This window comes from Bradyrhizobium sp. ma5 (assembly GCF_042258955.1).
GTDB lineage: Bacteria > Pseudomonadota > Alphaproteobacteria > Rhizobiales > Xanthobacteraceae > Bradyrhizobium.
On record NZ_CP170156.1, the window covers coordinates 7196469 to 7213164 of the forward strand.

Consider the following 16696-nt stretch of genomic DNA (forward strand, 5'->3'; position numbering starts at 1 on the left):
GCGACGAACTCCGCGGGGTCAGGCCAGTGCGCGCCCTGGATTGACGCCCGGCGCCTTGCGCGGCGCAGGCGGTCCCTGATCGACCGGCGCGGCCTGCAGCGCGGCAACTGTCGCGCGCACCAGCTCCTCGATGGCATGGCCGGCATCGGTGCCGTCGGCGCTGCCGCGCGACAGGCGCGAGACGCGCTCCGGCGTCACCAGCGTGTAGTAGAGCGCGCCGAGCAGGAAGTGGCCGCGCCAGACCAGATCAGTGCGCGGAATATGCGGCAGGCTTTCATGGATCGCGTCGATGAAGGCATGGCTGGTGTCGTCGAAGGTCTGCGCGATGATCTTGCGCACGACCTCGTTGCCCTCGGCCGACATGATCGCACGCAGCCGCGTGAACCGCGTGCCGCCGCCGGCAAGATCGCTGCCCGAGGTGAAGGCCGGCAGCACATAAGCGCGCACGATCGCCTCCAGCCGGTCCTGCAGGTCGCGCACCCGCCGCGCCGCCGCCAGGAGCTCCGAGCGCCGCCGGTTCATCGGGCCGCAATGCCGCCGATAGACCTCCAGCAGTAGGCCGTCCTTGGTCCTGAAGTGATAGGTCACGCTGCCGGGATTGGCGCCGGCGGCCTGTGCGATGTCGCGGACCGAGACGGCGTTGAAGCCGTAGGTCGAGAACAATTCCTCCGCCGCGGCGAGGATCGCCTCGCGCATGTTCGGCTTGCGGGTGCTGGCGGCCTTGGCGTCGGCCTTCATGCCGGACTTGGCAGGTTTGCGGACCATATTTGTACTATCGTCCAAATATTCAGGTCGCGTCAACAACGCGGCGCCAAACCCGCATTCAGGTCAGTTTGACGTCGGGCTCGGCACGGCCGCGCGCCGCGGCATCGAGCAGAAAGGTTCGGCCGTGGCCGGGATCGGCCGCGCGCTGGGCCTCATCCATGTCCTGCCACGCCGACGTAACGAGCACGCGCGCAAAATCGCGGCCGACAAAGGCCGGGCAGCTCGACTGCTTCGCCGGCACCTTCAGCGAGCGCAAATGCCGGCCGCTGGGGTCGTAGACATCGACGCAGCCGCCGCCCCAGCGCGCGTTCCAGATCATTCCGTCGGCATCGACGATCGCACCGTCGAGCCCGCCGGTGCCTTGATGTCTGATCAAATCGATCGGCTCGCCGGTCGGCAGTCCCGTCGATGGATCGAGCGGTACGCGATGCAGCACATTGGTCGCGGTATCGGCGAAATAGCCGACGTCGCCTGCGGGCGAAAAGCAGATCGCATTTGGGATCGTGATCCCCGGATAGAGCCGCGTGATGCGGCCGTGATGCAGCGCGTAGATCGCGCCGGCGCCGTGCTCGGCCTGACGCCCCATGGTGCCGAGCCAGAAGGTGCCCGACGGATGCACGCGCGCATCGTTGGAGCGCGTCACCGGATTGTCGGCTTCGAGTGCGGCGAACAGCTCCAGCCGGCCGCCGGCGACCTGCCGGACGTAAAGCCCATCCTCGGCGAGGATGAGCTGCCGCTCGCCATCGATCCGCGCCAACGCGCTCGCCATTTTCGGCAACTCGTGAATGATGGTGCCGCCGCTTGCAAAACGATGCTCGAACAGGCGGCGCTCGCGGATGTCGAACCACCACGCGGTGTCGGTCGCCGCGTCATAGGTCGGGCCCTCGCCGAGATGACAGCGCTCGGCTGACAGCACCGATGTCGGCACCTGTTCGATCAGCGGCTCGGAGGCACGGTCGGTCATGGCGTCACTCACATGGTCGAGAAGCGATAGATTGCGGTGCGTCGATAGACCTGCCCGGGATCGAGCCGCGCCGACGGGAAGTCGGGCCGGTTCGGCGTATCCGGCCAGGCGTGCGGTTCGAGACACAGCGCATCGGATTGGCGATAGAGCCGGTCGCCCTTGCCGGCGCCCGAGCCGTCGAGGAAGTTGCCGGAATAGAACTGCAACCCCGGTTGATCGGTGAACAGCTCCATCACGCGGCCAGAGTGCGGCGCCTCGAGGCGCGCGGCGAAGCGAACGCCTGCCCCCGAGGCCAGACAGAAATTGTGGTCGTAGCCGCGCCCGAGCCGGAGCTGATCGTCGTTCATCCTGATCCGCGCGCCGATCGCGGTCGGCTTGCGGAAGTCGAACGGCGTGCCGTCAACCGGCCGTGGCGGCTCTGGCAACGGGATCGCGGTGGCGTCCACCGCGAGGAAATGATCTGAAGCGATCGTCAGCCTGTGATCGAGAATTTGTGTACCCGAGCGTGCGCCGTCGAGATTGAAGAAGCTGTGATTGGTGAGGTTGACGCAGGTCGGCCGGTCGGTGGTCGCCTCGTAGGTGACCGCGAGTTCCATCGGGTTGCGCAGCTGATACGTCACCCGGGTGTGAAGATTGCCCGGATAGCCCTCTTCGCCATGCGGGCTTTCGCGCTCCAGCACCAGCGTCGGCCCCGGTTGATCGCTGAGCTCAGCGATCCACCACAGCTTGCGATCGAAGCCCTGCAACCCGCCATGCAGCGCGTTGGGGCCGTTGTTAGCGTCAAGTTTCACCATCTCGCCATCGAGCATGAAGCGCGCGGCGGCGATCCGGTTGGCGTAGCGCCCGATGGTCGCGCCGAAGAATTTGCGCTGCGCCAGATAGCCGTCGAATTCGTCATGGCCAAGCACGACGTCGTCGCAATGCCCGCCGCGATCGGGCACGAGCAGCGCTTGCAGCGTGGCGCCGAAGGTGAGGATGGTGGCCTCGAAGCCGTGTTCGCCGCGCAGCGTCACGCGCTCGACCACAGTGCCGTTGGGCAAGGTGCCGAAGGGCACGCGAGCAATGCTGGCTGATGTCATTGTCAGTCCCCGAACGCCTCGACAAGACGCCGTCGCCCCAGCATGAAGCTATCGGCGACGAGCCGCAAGGGCGCGAGGTCGACGTCGGATTTTCCATCCGACGTCAGCGCAACGAAGCGGCGGTACAGCGCGGGATATTCCTCATCCGTGGCATCGACCACCAACCTGTTGCCGTCGCGCAGCTGCCGTCCGCCTTTCGACAGCGCCACAGGCCCGGCCTCGGTCTCGCACAGGATGTCCCAGCTCGGCGGCCCCGTCTGGCGAAAATCGAACTCGGCGTGGATCGGCAGGCCGTTCTCATCGGACAGCTCGACAGCTGCAGCAATCGGCGCCTCCCGGTTGGAAGGAACGTCCAACATCGCGCTCCTGACAAAGACGGGGCGCGGCAGGATCTCGGTCAGGATCGACAGCGCGTTGATGCCGGGATCGAACACGCCGAAGCCACCGACCTCGAAGATCCAGGCCTGGCCTGGATGCCAGACGCGGACGTCTTCCTTCCAGATGATGGTCACCTTGTTGATCGTGTGGCCGGCGAGCAGTTTCCGCGCCGGTCCAACCGCGGGTGCGTAGCGCGAGTGCCATGTCGCAAACAATGTCCGGCCCGCCTCGCCTGCGGCCGCGATCAGCGGCGTGAGTTCGCTGAGCGTAGACCCAGGCGGTTTCTCCAGCAGCACATGCTTGCCGGCGGCGAGCGCCGTAGCGGCCTGCGCGTGACGCGCCTGCGGCGGCGTGCACAGCGCAACGGCATCGATCTCCGGCCCGTCGCGCAACAACTCCTGCAGATCGCGGAAATGCGGCAGGCCGGATGGGCTCTTGGCCGGATCGGCCACGGCGACGAGTGCAGCGCCTGATGTCTTGGCAATCGCAGGCACGTGCTGCCGGCACGCGATCTCCCCGAACCCGACGATGGCGATGCGGAGCAGATCGCTCATGGCCGTCCTCGCGTTGCTGCCCGCCCGGACGGCAGATGCCGCCAGGCAGGATCATAGGTCACCGCCGGATACCAACGGCATGATCCGCCTTTGGTTGCAAACGTGCAACTCCACGACGCCTTGTTGTGCGGCGCACGGTGGGGGCATCGGTTCTGATTCATCACAACCGATGCTCCAGACTGTTGATTTGACGGGCTTTCTTCACGCGAACCGATCACCACGCCATTCGAAACCGGGCTAGCGCGCGGCTTCGAATCCGCCGAGCACCGCCGTCAGATTGGCACCGAGGATGTCGGAGAGATAGCCGCCCTCCTGCACCAGCACCGTCGGCAGGCCGAACCGGGCCAGCGCTTCGCCGATCCGGCGGAAGCCGTCGGTGGTGACGGCGAGGCCCGCGAGCGGGTCCTTCTCGGAGGCGTCGAGCCCGAGCGCAACCACGAGCGCGGTCGGCGCGAAGGAACGGATCGCTTTCTCGGCCGCCGCGAGCGCCTTGATGTAGTCGTCGTCGCCGGTGCCCCTGGCGAGGGGAATGTTGAGATTGGTGCCGAGGCCGGGCCCGGCACCGCGCTCATGCGCATAGCCCCAGACGAACGGATAGAAGAACGACGGATCAGCATGGATCGAGACGGTGAAGACATCCCCCCGCTCGTAGAAGATGCCCTGCGTGCCGTTGCCGTGATGCACGTCGACATCGAGGATCGCGACACGCTCGTGCTTCTGGCGCAGATGCTCGGCCGCGATCGCGCTGTTGTTGAGGAAGCAGAAGCCGCCGGCAAGATCGCGATAGGCGTGGTGGCCGGGCGGACGACACAGCGCGTAGACAGCGTCCTCGCCATCGAGCACCATCTGCGCGGCAGTGACCGCGACGTCGCTCGAGGCGCAGGCGCCGGCCCAGGTGCCGGGTCCGATCGGCGCCGCGGTGTCGACCGTATGCCAGCCGAGCTTGCCGACGATGTGGGTGGGATAGGTACCGGCGTTGCGCACCGGATGCATGTTCGCGATCATCTCCGGTCCGGCGTTGCCGAGCGCCGACCATTCCTCCCAGGCTCCTTCGAGAAAGCTCAGATATTCCGGACTGTGCACCCGCGCCCGCGGCCCCTGCCCGAATGTGGTCGGCTCGATCAGCCTGTGCTTGCCGGCCTTCAGCCCCGCCAGCAGGCGGTCGGCGCGCTCGGGCTGCTCGGTGGTGCGCTGGACCACACCGCGGACCAGGAAGAATTGCGGATCATGGCTGCGGTGCAGATCACTGTAGACGGCCTTCACGGGATACTCCTGTTCGATGAGCAGTTGGGCTGCGCCTTCGCTGGCGGATTGTACCGTAGCAGCGGCAGCGATGATCTGAAACAGCGCGCGATTTCATGCTATGTCCGCAGGCAGCGCAATGATTCAAGTACGCAGGATACCAATCCCGGCCATGGCGGGAAGCAAGGTGGAGACGGAGGATACGACAACGGGGCGGCGCGGCCGGCCGCGCTCCGCCGCGACCACGGCCGCGATCCTGCACAGCGCCTATACGCTTATGGCAGCCACCGGCCTTGCCGCCACCACCATCGACGCGATCGCGAGACACTCCAACGTCTCGAAGATGACGATCTACAAATGGTGGCCGTCGCGCGAGGCTTTGCTGATCGATGCCTTTCTCGATCAGGCCTCGCGCGCGGTGCCGCTGCCCGAAGCGGGCCATCCGGTGGCCCGCATCCGCCGTCATGTCGCGACCTATGTCGAGGCGTTGCAGGGTGAGTTCGGGCGGGTGCAACTCGCGGTGATCTCGGAATGCATTTCGCAGACCGGCACGGCGGAATTGTTCTACGAGCGCTACCTCGGCCTTCGTCGCGCCCGGATGCTGGAAATCATCGCCGCCGGCCAGAAGGACGGCAGCATCGGCGCGCCGGGCGTGCCCGGCGATATCTATGACGCGATCTACGGCAGCCTGTTCTACCGCTACGTCTTCGGCATCAGGCCGCTGACGCCGGCCTATGCCCGCAACCTCGTCAATCTGGTGCTGCGACCGCACGCCGAGGCGTGAATATCAAGCAGAGCGCTGCCGCTGACGGCGGAACCAGGCCCAGGTCTCGCGCGTCACGGCGCGGTAGTTGCTGCCGCGATACACGATGTGGCCATCGACGATGGCGTTCAGCTTCGGCAACGCATGGAACGGCACCGTCGGATAGGCGTGGTGCTCGACATGATAAGGCATGTTCCACGCGAACCATTTCATGATCCGGCCTGTCATCGTGGTGCGCGTGTTCTCGAACGCACTCCGCGTCCGCTCGCAACCGGTGTGCTCCGCGTAAAGATAAGGGCGCAGGATGAGCTGACCGGCCAGCAGCGGCACGATCCACACAAAGAGCAGGATCGCGCTGTGCAGTGCGAGCGATGCCGCGAGCAACAGCAGGTAGCCTGCAAGATAAAGCCGGGCTTCAAGCACGATCGCGGCGCGCTTGTGCTGCGGAATCCACGGCACGATCACCTTCCCGGTGAGTGCATGCCGAAACATCAGCCGGATCCGCACCAGCACCTGCAATAGCCCCGAATAGGCGATCGCGAGCTGGGTATCGGACGCCGGCTTCGGACCGACGATCAGCTCCGGGTCCTTCTCCGGATCCTGGGTGTAGCGATGATGGTCCCAGTGAAACAGGCAGTAATATTGGTAGGGCAATCCGATCATGAAGGCCGACAGGTTGCCGACCACAAGATTGAGTGCGTGACTGCGAAACGCCGTCTTGTGCGCGGTCTCATGCAAGACCATGAACAGGAATGCGACGAAATAGCCCTGGATCGCAATCAGCGGCAACGCCCATAGCAAGCCGTAATGCGAAGAGACCAACCAGATCAGCGCGCCGACCACAGCGATCATCCCGTAATGGCTTGCCGCGCGCGCCGCACCGGCAAGGTTCGACTTGGTCGACAGATCGCGCAAGGTCAGCGGGTTGAGCGGCTTCAGGCGGGGTCCGGCATCACTGGTCTCTGCGGTGCTCATGGTCGTCTCACCTGTCAGCGTTGCAGGAGCGCCGAGATTTCGGCGTTGATGAAGGCGCGGTCTTCGGGGTTGTTGACGGGATTGCCGGCGCGGTGCCCGTGGATCGAGGGGATCGCGTGCAGCGCCGTGGAGCGGGCATTGACCAGGCGGCCGAGTTCGTCCTCGTTGTCGCGCGGGTCGAAATAGCGGTCGGTACGGGCGGGCATCAGCAGCACGTGGGCCTTGATTGCGGCCAGCGCCCGATCGAAGTCGCCGCCGAATTCGTCGCAGCGGCTGATATCGCCGGCCTGCCAGATCGCAATCTGCGCCAGCAGATTGCCGGCATCGCGCCGCGCAAAGGCACCGTCCCACGATCCCACGAGGTAGTCTTCCAACGAGTTGAAGCCGGCCTCGCGCCAGACTTCCTCGCGATAGAACTCGTACGACATCGCCCAGCCGGCATAGACACGCCCCATCGCGCGAAGGCCCGCTGTCGGCTTGGTGACGAAGCGGCCATCCTGGTAGGCCGGGTCGGTGGTCAACGCAGCCTTCACACCTTCGAGGAAGACATGATTGTAAGGCGAGCACCTCGCGCTGCCGCAGACCACCGCTGCACGCTCCACCATGTCGGGATAGCGCGCGGCCCAGTGATAGGCCTGCATGCCGCCCATCGACCAGCCGTAGACCAGCGCGAGCTTGGTCACGCCAAACCGCTCGACCAGCAGCCGACGCTGGATGGCGACGGCGTCATGATAGGTGAAGGCCGGGAACGGTGCGTCGCCGAGCAGCTCGCTCGAATTCGACGGCGAAGACGACACGCCATTGCCGAACAGGTTCGCGATGATGATGAAGTAGCGCTCGGGATCGAGTGCCCCGCCCGGCTGCACCAGCCATTCGATGTCGTAATGCTGCGCGGCGAACGACGTCGGATAGAGGATGACGTTGTCTTTGGCCGCGTTCAGCGTGCCGTAGGTCTTGTAGGCGAGCGCAAGCTGCGGAAACACCGCGCCGTCCTGCAAGGTCACCCTGCCTGCCTCGAACACCTCATAGTCGCGTAGCGTGGTCATGCGCATTCGACCTCGATCGGCAGGGCGCGACGCTGCGCCTTCTATAACTGTACTTATTGTACACTAATTAGGAACCGAAGCAAGAGCGGCGAAGGTGGAATGACACCGGGTCGATCCATTCAAAATCGGCATCGATCAATACCCGTTTCGGCTTGGACCCATTGCCGTCATCTCTCTAGGACAGACCCCGAGGAAATCTTAAGGAGGCGCGAATGAGCGCAATTGTGTCCGCCACGGACGCGCGGCGATCCCGCGTCCGGCTGTTGATCGTGACGATGCTGTTTCTCGTCACCACCGTGAACTATGCCGATCGCGCCACGCTCTCGATCGCCGGCCCTGCCCTCTCCAAGGAACTGCATCTCGACCCCGTCGCGATGGGTTACGTGTTTTCGGCCTTCGGCTGGTCCTATGTGATCGCGCAGGTACCATGCGGCTGGCTGCTCGATCGCTACGGCTCCAAATGGGTCTATGCGATCAGCATCATCGTCTGGTCGATCTTCACCGCGATGCAGGGACTGACCGGGTTCCTCTCCGCGGGCGCCGCCGTGGTGCTGCTGTTCGGGTTGCGCTTCCTGGTCGGCTTCGCCGAAGCGCCATCGTTCCCGGCCAATGCCCGCATCGTCGCGGCCTGGTTCCCCGGCAATGAGCGCGGCACCGCATCGGCGTTCTTCAACTCCGGACAGTATTTCGCGACCGTGATCTTCGCACCGCTGATGGGCTGGATCGCGCACGAATACGGCTGGCGCCACGTGTTCTACGTGATGGGCGGGCTCGGCATCATCATGGGCATCGCCTGGATCAAGACGATCTACGAGCCGAAGGACCATCCCGGGATCAACGAGGCCGAATTCGACTACATCAAGCAGGGCGGCGCGCTGGTCGACATGGATGCGGCGAAGGCCGGCAAGGCACACGACAGCGGCCCCGGCTGGGACCACATCCGCCGGTTGCTCGCCAACCGCATGATGCTCGGCGTCTATATCGGCCAGTACTGCATCAACACGCTGACCTACTTCTTCCTGACCTGGTTCCCGGTCTACCTGGTGAAGGAGCGCGGGCTCTCGATCCTGCAGGCCGGCTTCGTCGCGACATTGCCGGCGCTGTGCGGCTTCGTCGGCGGCGTGCTCGGCGGCGTGATCTCGGACTACCTCCTGCGCCGCACCGGCTCGCTGACCATCGCGCGCAAGATCCCGATCGTCGGCGGCATGCTGCTGTCGATGGTGATCATCGCCTGCAACTACGTCGACAGCCAGGCGCTGGTGATCGGCTTCATGGCGCTCGCCTTCTTCGGCAAGGGCATCGGCGCGCTTGGCTGGGCGGTCGTCTCCGACACCTCGCCGAAGGAAGCCGGCGGCGTCTCCGGCGGGTTGTTCAATACCTTCGGCAATCTGTCCTCGATCACAACGCCGATCATCATCGGCTACATCCTCGCCGCCACCGGCTCATTCAACGGCGCGCTGGTGTTCGTCGGCGCCAACGCTCTGGTCGCGGCGATCGCCTATCTGTTCATCGTCGGCGAGATCAAGCGGGTGCAGCTGAAGGCAGCCTGACCGGGCCGCCGACGTCTATCGCCCGTCATTGCGAGGAGCGACAGCGACAACGCAATCCATGGTTCCGCATATGCCGCGCGATGGATTGCTTCGCTTCGCTCGCAAAGACGGGGATGGAGTTGGGCACAAACCCAAAACGGCGGCTTCGGCCGCCGTCTTTGTCTTCTTGTTTGTCTGCTTTTTTGTCTTCTTGGCCAGTGGGAGGCATCGATGCTAGAACGTACAAATCCTCGACCGATCCATTCCAGGCTAGCATCGATGTTCGACCTGAACCAGCTCCGCTGTTTCGTCACGGTGGCCGAGGAATTGCACTTCGGCCGCGCCGCGGCGCGGCTCAACATGACGCAGCCGCCGCTCAGCCGGCAGATCCAGGTTCTCGAGCACATCATCGACGCGCCGCTGTTGGAGCGCACCAGCCGTTCGGTGCGGCTGACCCCGGCGGGACGCAGCTTCCTGCCCGAGGCGCGGCGCATCCTGAAGCTCGCGGAATCCGCCGCGCAAGTCGCCCGCCGCATCGCGCTCGGCAAGACCGGCTCGCTCAAGATCGGCTTCACGGCCGCGGCCGCCTACGGCTTCCTGCCCGATCTGATCGCGGCTGCCCGCTCCCGCCTGCCTGAGGTCGATTTTTCCCTGAAGGAGATGGTGTCCGGCGATCAGTTCGAGGCGCTCACCACCGGACAGATCGACGCCGGCCTGCTGCGCCCGCCGATCGCGCGGCCGGAGTTCGCCAGCCGGCGCGTCGTGGCCGAGCCGCTGCTCGCCGCGATCCCGAAGAAGCATCCGCTGGCCACGGCCGACACCGTCAGCATCAAGGATTTCGACGACCAGCCCTTCGTGATGTATTCGCCCTATGAGGCGCGTTACTTCCACGACCTCCTGGTGTCGCTGTTCACGCGTGCCGACGTGCTGCCGCGCTATGTGCAGCATCTCAGCCAGATCCACTCGATCCTCGCGATGGTTCGCGCCGGGCTCGGCGTCGCCATCGTGCCGGAGGCCGCCGCCAGCCTGAAGATCGCGGACGTCAAGCTGAAACCACTGAAGCTGCGCACGCCGGTGCCGGTCGAGCTGTTCATGGTGTGGCGGCGCGATCATGAGAACCAGTTGCTGCCGTCCTTGATCGAGATCGCAACCGAAATCGCCGCCCCGCACCTGCGCGGCGATTGATGCAGATTTTGCATCGCTCGATACCGCGTTTGGCTTGGACGCGCATCGAAGCATTCCCTAAGAATTCGACCATGGACGCGCGCTGCTCGCGCATCCCTCATCCCAACATCATTCAAGGAGTGGCGCCATGAGCAAGATGACCCCTCGGGAGATGGCCGCGAGAATCGGTGGCGGCCTCCTGTCTTTTCCCGTGACCCCGTTCAAGCCGGACTATTCGTTCGACGAGGCGACCTATCGCGCCAATATGGACTGGCTGTGCGGCTATGACGTCGCCGGCCTGTTCGCCGCCGGCGGCACCGGCGAGTTCTTCTCGCTGACGCCGGCTGAAGTTCCGCATGTCGTGAAGATCGCGGTCGAAGAGACCAAGGGCCGCGTGCCCGTGCTGGCCGGCACCGGCTACGGCACCGCAATCGCGCGCGAGATCGCTGTTGGCGCCGAGAAGGCCGGCGCCGACGGCCTGCTGCTGCTGCCGCCCTACCTCACCCATGCCGAGCAGGACGGCCTCGCCGCCCATGTCGAGGCGGTGTGTTCGTCAGTGAAGATCGGCGTCATCGTCTACAACCGCGACAATGCGATCCTGCAGCCCGACACGCTGGCGCGCCTCTGCGAGCGCTGCCCGAACCTCGTCGGCTACAAGGACGGCATCGGCGACATCGAGCTGATGACCCGCGTCTACACCAGGCTCGGCGACCGCCTGACCTATATCGGCGGCTTGCCCACGGCGGAAACCTTCGCCCTGCCCTATCTCGACATGGGCGTCACGACTTATTCGTCGGCGGTGTTCAACTTCGTGCCGGAATTCGCCACCGAGTTCTACGCCGCGGTGCGCCGGCGCGATCATCAGACCATCCATGCAGGCCTGAAGGATTTCATCCTGCCGCTGATCGCGATCCGCAACCGCAGGAAAGGCTATGCGGTGTCGATCATCAAGGCCGGCATGAAGGTGATCGGCCGCGATTCCGGCCCGGTGCGGCCGCCGCTGACCGATCTCACCGAGCAGGAGATCGCCGAGCTCGCGGCGCTGGTGGCAAAGCTGCCGCAGGCCACGACCCAGCAGGCGGCGGAATAAGCCGAACGGCAAACGACACAGGGAGGAGCAGATGATTCAAGACACGATCCGCACCGGCTTTGCCGGCGCCCCCGTCGTCACGGCGATGGAGGTGATCCCGGTCGCCGGCCGCGACGGCATGCTCCTCAATCTGAGCGGCGCGCATGCGCCGTTCTTCACCCGCAATCTCGTCATCCTCACCGACAACTCCGGCCACACCGGCGTCGGCGAGGTGCCGGGCGGCGAGAAGATCCGCAAGACGCTCGAGGACGCCCGCGACCTCATCGTCGGCCAGAGCATCGGCGCCTGCAACAATATCCTGGCGTCGATGCGCCAGACCTTCGCCGATCGCGACGCCGGCGGCCGCGGAAAGCAGACCTTTGACCTGCGCGTCACCATTCACGCAGTCACCGCGGTGGAATCCGCGCTGCTCGATCTGCTCGGCCAGCATCTCAATCTCCCGGTCGCGGCGCTGCTCGGCGAAGGCCAGCAGCGCACCAGCGTCGAGACGCTCGGCTATCTGTTCTTCGTCGGCGATCGCAGGAAGACCAGCCTGCCTTATGTGGAAGGTGAGACCGGCAAGGCGGACTGGTTCAACCTGCGCCATCAGGCAGCGATGACGCCGGAGGCGATCGTGCGCCTCGCCGAAGCGACGCAGGCGCATTACGGCTTTGCCGATTTCAAGCTCAAGGGCGGCGTGCTCAAGGGCGAAGACGAGATCGAGGCCGTCACCGCAATTGCAAAACGCTTTCCGAACGCGCGCGTCACGCTCGACCCGAACGGCGCCTGGTCGCTGGACGAGGCGATCCGGCTTTGCAGCAACATGCATGGCGTGCTGGCCTATGCCGAGGACCCCTGCGGCGCGGAGGCCGGCTTCTCCGGCCGCGAGATCATGGCCGAGTTCCGCCGCGCCACCGGACTACCGACCGCAACCAACATGATCGCGACCGACTGGCGCCAGCTCAGCCACGCGCTGCGGCTCGGGGCGGTCGACATTCCGCTGGCCGATCCGCATTTCTGGACCATGCAGGGCTCGGTGCGGGTGGCGCAGACCTGCCGCGACAACGGCCTGACCTGGGGCTCGCACTCGAACAACCATTTCGACATTTCGCTGGCGATGTTCACCCATGTCGGCGCCGCCGCACCCGGCAAGGTGACCGCGATCGACACCCACTGGATCTGGCAGGACGGCCAGGCGTTGACCAGGGAGCCGCTGCAGATCAAGGGCGGCAAGATCGCGATTCCGGATCGGCCGGGTCTCGGTATCGAGCTCGATCGTGGTGCCATCGAGGCGGCGAACGCGCTATACAAGCAGCATGGCCTCGGTGCCCGCGACGACGCGCTGACCATGCAGTTCCTGATTCCGGGCTGGACCTTCGACGACAAGCGTCCCTGCCTCGTGCGCTAACAAGAAGGGTTGGAAACATGACCGCTCACCAGAAGAACTTCATCGCCGGCGAATGGGTCGACGGAACAAGCATTACGCGGGACATCAACCCCTCCAACACGGCCGACGTGGTCGGCGAATATGCCAAGGCCGACAAGGCGCAGACCGAAAAGGCTATCGCCGCGGCGAAGGCCGCCTTCCCGGCCTGGGCGCGCTCGACGCCGCAGGAGCGCTTTGACGCGCTGACCAAGATCTCGGTCGAGATCCTCGCCCGCAAGGAAGAGCTCGGCCGCCTGCTGGCGCGCGAGGAAGGCAAGACGCTCCCCGAGGGCATCGGTGAGGTGGCGCGCGCCGGGCAGATCTTTGCGTTCTTTGCCGGCGAAGCGCTGCGGCTGATGGGCGAGAAGGGTGCATCGGTGCGCCCCGGTCTCGACGTCGAGATCACCCGCGAGCCGGTCGGCGTCATCGGCATGATCACGCCGTGGAATTTCCCAATCGCGATCCCGGCCTGGAAGATCGCGCCCGCGCTCTGCTACGGCAATTCAGTGGTGTTCAAGCCGGCCGAGCTGGTGCCGGGCTCAGCGCATGCGCTGTCCGAGATCATCGCGCGCTCCGGGATTCCGGCAGGCGTGTTCAACCTCGTGGTCGGTTCGGGCTCGGTGGTCGGCCAGACCCTGCTCGATCATCCCGACGTTGCCGCGATCTCGTTCACCGGCTCGGTGCAGACCGGCCGCAAGATCGCGCAGGCCTGCGTGCTCTCCAATCCGATGAAGAAGTTCCAGCTCGAGATGGGCGGCAAGAATCCGCTGGTCGTGCTCGACGATGCCGACGTCAAGGTCGCGGTCGAGGTCGCCGTCAACGGCGCCTATTTCTCGACCGGCCAGCGCTGCACGGCCTCATCGCGCCTGATCGTCACCGCGGGGATTCACGACCGCTTCGTCGCCGCGATGACCGAGCGCATGAAGGGCCTTTCGGTGGATGACGCGCTGAAGAGCGGCGTGCATGTCGGCCCTGTGGTCGACCAGAGTCAGCTCGATCAGGACCTCCGCTACATCAAGATCGGTCAGGACGAAGGCGCCCGCTTGCACTGGGGCGGCGAGCTGTTGAACCGCGAGACGCCCGGCTTCTATCTGCAGCCGGCGCTGTTCACCGAGGCGACCAACCAGATGCGCATCGCCCGCGAGGAGATTTTTGGCCCGGTCGCCTGTGTGATCCGCGCCAAGGATTATGAGGAGGCGCTGGCGATCTCCAACGACACCGAGTTCGGCCTCGCCTCGGGCATCTGCACGTCGAGCCTGAAATACGCCTCGCATTACAAGCGCAACAGCGAGGCCGGCATGGTGATGGTCAATGTGCCGACCGCCGGCGTCGACTATCACGTGCCGTTCGGCGGCCGCAAAGGCTCGAGCTACGGCGCGCGCGAACAGGGCGCCTATGCCCGCGAGTTCTACACCACGGTGAAGACGGCTTACACGTTCCCGGGTTGAGGTTCGTACGGTGGGTTCGCGTCAGCGTAACCCACCATCGGCACCGCACATCAAACATGGCGGGTTACGCCTTCGGCTAACCCGCCCTACAATTTCCGGAGTCCCCATGGACCAGTCGATCGGCGCGCAGGAGCCCCGCTACATTAAGCTCAACACGCGCGACAATGTCGCGATCGTCGTGAATGATTTCGGCTTGCCTGCCGGCTCCCGCTTCGCCTGCGGCCTGACGCTGCGTGCCTTCGTGCCGCAGGGCCACAAGACGGCATTGGAGGACATCGCCGAGGGCGCGGCTATCATCCGCTATGGTGAGGTGATCGGCCATGCGCTGTCGCCGATCCTGGCCGGCGAATCGGTCGACGAGGCACGCATCCGCATGCCCGACGCGCCGCCGCTCGATCAGCTCGAGATCGCAACCGCGGTGCCGCCGGCGCTGCCGCCGCTCGAAGGCTTCACCTTCGAAGGCTTTCGCAATCCCGACGGCGCGGTCGGCACCAAGAACATCCTCGGCATCTCCTCCTCCGTGCAATGCGTCAAGGGCACGATGGAGTACGCGGTGAAGCGCATCCGCGCCGAGCTGCTGCCGAAATATCCCAATGTCGACGACGTCGTGCCGCTGACGCACGCCTATGGCTGCGGCGTCGCGATCACGGCACCCGACGCCGTGGTGCCGATCCGCACGTTGCAGAATCTCGCGCTCAATCCGAATTTCGGCGGCGAGATCCTCGTCATTGGCCTCGGCTGCGAGAAGCTCGCGCCGGAACGGCTGGTGCCGGAAGGCGTCAGCGACGCCATCGTGCGGATGCAGGACGAAGCCTTTGACGGCTTCGGCGCCATCGTCGATGCCATCATGACCCAGGCGGAGGTGCGCCTGAAGGTGCTCAACGCCCGCACGCGCGAGACCTGCCCGGCCGCCGATCTCGTGATCGGCCTGCAATGCGGCGGCAGCGATGCGTTCTCCGGCGTTACCGCGAACCCCGCGGTCGGCTTCGCCGCCGATCTGCTGGTTCGCGCGGGGGCCACTGTGATGTTCTCGGAAGTGACCGAGGTGCGCGACGCGATCCAGCTGCTGACCCGCCGCGCCGTCAACGAGGATGTCGGCCGCGCGCTGATCCGCGAGATGGCCTGGTATGACGCTTATCTTGCCCGCGGCGGCGCCGACCGCAGCGCCAACACCACGCCGGGCAACAAGAAGGGCGGGCTTGCCAACATCGTCGAGAAATCACTCGGCTCGATCGTCAAGTCGGGCTCCGGCCCGATCGCGGGCGTGCTGTCACCGGGCGAGAAGGCGCGGCAGAAGGGCATGCTGTTTGCCGCGACGCCGGCCAGCGACTTCATCTGCGGCACCTTGCAGCTCGCCTCCGGCATGACCTTGCAGGTGTTCACGACAGGCCGCGGCACGCCCTATGGCCTTGCCGCCGCGCCCGTCATCAAGGTCGCGACCCGCAGCGAGCTGGCGCGGCGCTGGAAGGACCTGATCGATTTCGACGCCGGCTGCATCGCGACCGGCGAGAAGACGATCGAGGAAACCGGTTGGAACCTGTTCCGCCTGATCCTCGACGTCGCGAGCGGACGGATCAAGCCGTGGTCGGACCGCTGGGGCATCCACAACGATCTGACGCTGTTCAACCCGGCGCCGGTGACCTAGGCCCGTCGTCATTCCCCGGTGCGCAATTGCGCACCTGAGGGCGCGCCGCTTGGCGCGAGCCCGGAATCCATTTATCAGCTCGAGATGCGGTTCGATGGATTCCGGGCTCGACGCTTACGCGTCGCCCCGGAATGACGGCAGAAGACTCGCGGCAAATGAAAGTCTGCCGCTGACGAAGTCAGCGGCAGACTTTCATCTTCACGTCAAGCAAGCGCGATCAATCGTCGTCGTGATGAATCACGGTCTTGCTGCGATTGCCGAACTCGTCCTGCTTCTTGATCACCGTGGTCCGGTCACTGCGCGGCTCACGCTCCTTGATCACGGTGGTGCGGTCACGATCGCGGTCGCGATATTCATGCGACTCGCCGACAGTCACGCCGGCGCCGACGGGGCCGGCACGAACACCGATTTCATCGGCGAATGCAGGCGATGCGATCGCGGTCACCATGGCCGCGGCAAACAGATACTTTCTCATAACGTCTCTCCTCCTCGAGTGGCGATGTGGAGGAGGAACGTCGGGTGCGACAAACCGTTCCTACGCTCCGGCGCTGATGCGGAACATCGCGCGGGGAACCTCGCTGAACGGACATTCACCTGTGTGGCGAAATGCTCATGTTCCACGCGTTGAATAGCCCGATTTGATGGCCCA

15 protein-coding genes are annotated in these 16696 nt (G+C 65.3%); 7 read left to right on the forward strand and 8 right to left on the reverse strand.

The features are described 5' to 3' along the window. Window positions 1-18: 18 nt before the first annotated feature. The 5 genes from ACE103_RS33965 to ACE103_RS33985 all read right to left on the reverse strand — a co-directional run bounded on the left by ACE103_RS33965 (window position 19) and on the right by ACE103_RS33985 (window position 5003). Window positions 19-765, reverse strand: coding sequence for a TetR/AcrR family transcriptional regulator (locus ACE103_RS33965; protein WP_375776569.1), 747 nt, complete (start codon window positions 763-765; stop codon window positions 19-21). 58 nt (window positions 766-823) lie between these two features. Continuing rightward, window positions 824-1702, reverse strand: a complete 879-nt coding sequence (locus ACE103_RS33970) for an SMP-30/gluconolactonase/LRE family protein (protein ID WP_375781240.1) — start codon at window positions 1700-1702, stop codon at window positions 824-826. A gap of 35 nt (window positions 1703-1737) precedes the next feature. Further along, entirely contained in the window at window positions 1738-2808 is a 1071-nt protein-coding gene (locus ACE103_RS33975) for an aldose epimerase family protein (protein ID WP_375776570.1), read from the reverse strand. Between the two features lie 2 nt (window positions 2809-2810). Beyond that, entirely contained in the window at window positions 2811-3740 is a 930-nt protein-coding gene (locus ACE103_RS33980; protein ID WP_375776571.1) for a Gfo/Idh/MocA family protein, read from the reverse strand. A gap of 237 nt (window positions 3741-3977) precedes the next feature. After that, window positions 3978-5003, reverse strand: coding sequence for a histone deacetylase family protein (locus tag ACE103_RS33985; RefSeq protein WP_375776572.1), 1026 nt, complete (start codon window positions 5001-5003; stop codon window positions 3978-3980). 151 nt (window positions 5004-5154) lie between these two features. Here ACE103_RS33985 and ACE103_RS33990 point away from each other — a divergent pair, with 151 nt between their 5' ends. Beyond that, on the forward strand, window positions 5155-5766 hold the full coding sequence (locus ACE103_RS33990) for a TetR/AcrR family transcriptional regulator (protein WP_375776573.1): 612 nt from the start codon (window positions 5155-5157) through the stop codon (window positions 5764-5766). 3 nt (window positions 5767-5769) lie between these two features. Here the strand turns inward: ACE103_RS33990 and ACE103_RS33995 are convergent, their stop codons facing one another. Together ACE103_RS33995 and ACE103_RS34000 are read right to left on the reverse strand one after the other, a co-directional pair. Beyond that, complete coding sequence (locus ACE103_RS33995; protein WP_375776574.1) at window positions 5770-6720, reverse strand: fatty acid desaturase; 951 nt, start codon at window positions 6718-6720, stop codon at window positions 5770-5772. A 14-nt stretch (window positions 6721-6734) separates the two neighbouring features. Further along, entirely contained in the window at window positions 6735-7766 is a 1032-nt protein-coding gene (locus tag ACE103_RS34000) for an alpha/beta fold hydrolase (RefSeq protein ID WP_375776575.1), read from the reverse strand. A gap of 212 nt (window positions 7767-7978) precedes the next feature. On the opposite strand from ACE103_RS34000, the gene ACE103_RS34005 reads away from it, so the two are divergent. The 6 genes from ACE103_RS34005 to garD all read left to right on the forward strand — a co-directional run bounded on the left by ACE103_RS34005 (window position 7979) and on the right by garD (window position 16047). Then, window positions 7979-9316 (forward strand): MFS transporter, encoded by a 1338-nt coding sequence (locus ACE103_RS34005; protein WP_375776576.1) that lies wholly within the window; start codon window positions 7979-7981, stop codon window positions 9314-9316. 258 nt (window positions 9317-9574) lie between these two features. Then, the gene (locus ACE103_RS34010) at window positions 9575-10480 is read left to right on the forward strand and encodes a LysR substrate-binding domain-containing protein (protein WP_375776577.1); all 906 of its coding nucleotides are present in this window, start codon (window positions 9575-9577) and stop codon (window positions 10478-10480) included. A gap of 127 nt (window positions 10481-10607) precedes the next feature. Continuing rightward, the gene (gene kdgD, locus ACE103_RS34015; protein WP_375776578.1) at window positions 10608-11549 is read left to right on the forward strand and encodes a 5-dehydro-4-deoxyglucarate dehydratase; all 942 of its coding nucleotides are present in this window, start codon (window positions 10608-10610) and stop codon (window positions 11547-11549) included. 31 nt (window positions 11550-11580) lie between these two features. After that, on the forward strand, window positions 11581-12936 hold the full coding sequence (gudD, locus tag ACE103_RS34020) for a glucarate dehydratase (protein WP_375776579.1): 1356 nt from the start codon (window positions 11581-11583) through the stop codon (window positions 12934-12936). A gap of 17 nt (window positions 12937-12953) precedes the next feature. Continuing rightward, window positions 12954-14402 (forward strand): aldehyde dehydrogenase family protein, encoded by a 1449-nt coding sequence (locus ACE103_RS34025; protein WP_375776580.1) that lies wholly within the window; start codon window positions 12954-12956, stop codon window positions 14400-14402. A 106-nt stretch (window positions 14403-14508) separates the two neighbouring features. Then, window positions 14509-16047 (forward strand): galactarate dehydratase, encoded by a 1539-nt coding sequence (gene garD / locus ACE103_RS34030; protein WP_375776581.1) that lies wholly within the window; start codon window positions 14509-14511, stop codon window positions 16045-16047. A 217-nt stretch (window positions 16048-16264) separates the two neighbouring features. On the opposite strand, the gene ACE103_RS34035 is transcribed toward garD, so the two are convergent. Then, window positions 16265-16522: a hypothetical protein gene (locus ACE103_RS34035; RefSeq protein ID WP_223969544.1), complete on the reverse strand. Its 258-nt coding sequence runs from the start codon at window positions 16520-16522 to the stop codon at window positions 16265-16267. Window positions 16523-16696 lie beyond the last annotated feature (174 nt).

Excerpts from the sequence above, each read along its gene's own strand:
- ACE103_RS33965 (WP_375776569.1), bottom strand. The coding sequence starts at position 765 with ATGGTCCGCAAACCTGCCAAGTCCGGCATGAAGGCCGACGCCAAGGCC.
- ACE103_RS33975 (WP_375776570.1), bottom strand. The coding sequence starts at position 2,808 with ATGACATCAGCCAGCATTGCTCGCGTGCCCTTCGGCACCTTGCCCAAC.
- ACE103_RS33980 (WP_375776571.1), bottom strand. The coding sequence starts at position 3,740 with ATGAGCGATCTGCTCCGCATCGCCATCGTCGGGTTCGGGGAGATCGCG.
- ACE103_RS33990 (WP_375776573.1), top strand. The coding sequence starts at position 5,155 with ATGGCGGGAAGCAAGGTGGAGACGGAGGATACGACAACGGGGCGGCGC.
- ACE103_RS33995 (WP_375776574.1), bottom strand. The coding sequence starts at position 6,720 with ATGAGCACCGCAGAGACCAGTGATGCCGGACCCCGCCTGAAGCCGCTC.
- ACE103_RS34000 (WP_375776575.1), bottom strand. The coding sequence starts at position 7,766 with ATGACCACGCTACGCGACTATGAGGTGTTCGAGGCAGGCAGGGTGACC.
- ACE103_RS34005 (WP_375776576.1), top strand. The coding sequence starts at position 7,979 with ATGAGCGCAATTGTGTCCGCCACGGACGCGCGGCGATCCCGCGTCCGG.
- ACE103_RS34010 (WP_375776577.1), top strand. The coding sequence starts at position 9,575 with ATGTTCGACCTGAACCAGCTCCGCTGTTTCGTCACGGTGGCCGAGGAA.
- kdgD (WP_375776578.1), top strand. The coding sequence starts at position 10,608 with ATGAGCAAGATGACCCCTCGGGAGATGGCCGCGAGAATCGGTGGCGGC.
- gudD (WP_375776579.1), top strand. The coding sequence starts at position 11,581 with ATGATTCAAGACACGATCCGCACCGGCTTTGCCGGCGCCCCCGTCGTC.
- ACE103_RS34025 (WP_375776580.1), top strand. The coding sequence starts at position 12,954 with ATGACCGCTCACCAGAAGAACTTCATCGCCGGCGAATGGGTCGACGGA.
- garD (WP_375776581.1), top strand. The coding sequence starts at position 14,509 with ATGGACCAGTCGATCGGCGCGCAGGAGCCCCGCTACATTAAGCTCAAC.
- ACE103_RS34035 (WP_223969544.1), bottom strand. The coding sequence starts at position 16,522 with ATGAGAAAGTATCTGTTTGCCGCGGCCATGGTGACCGCGATCGCATCG.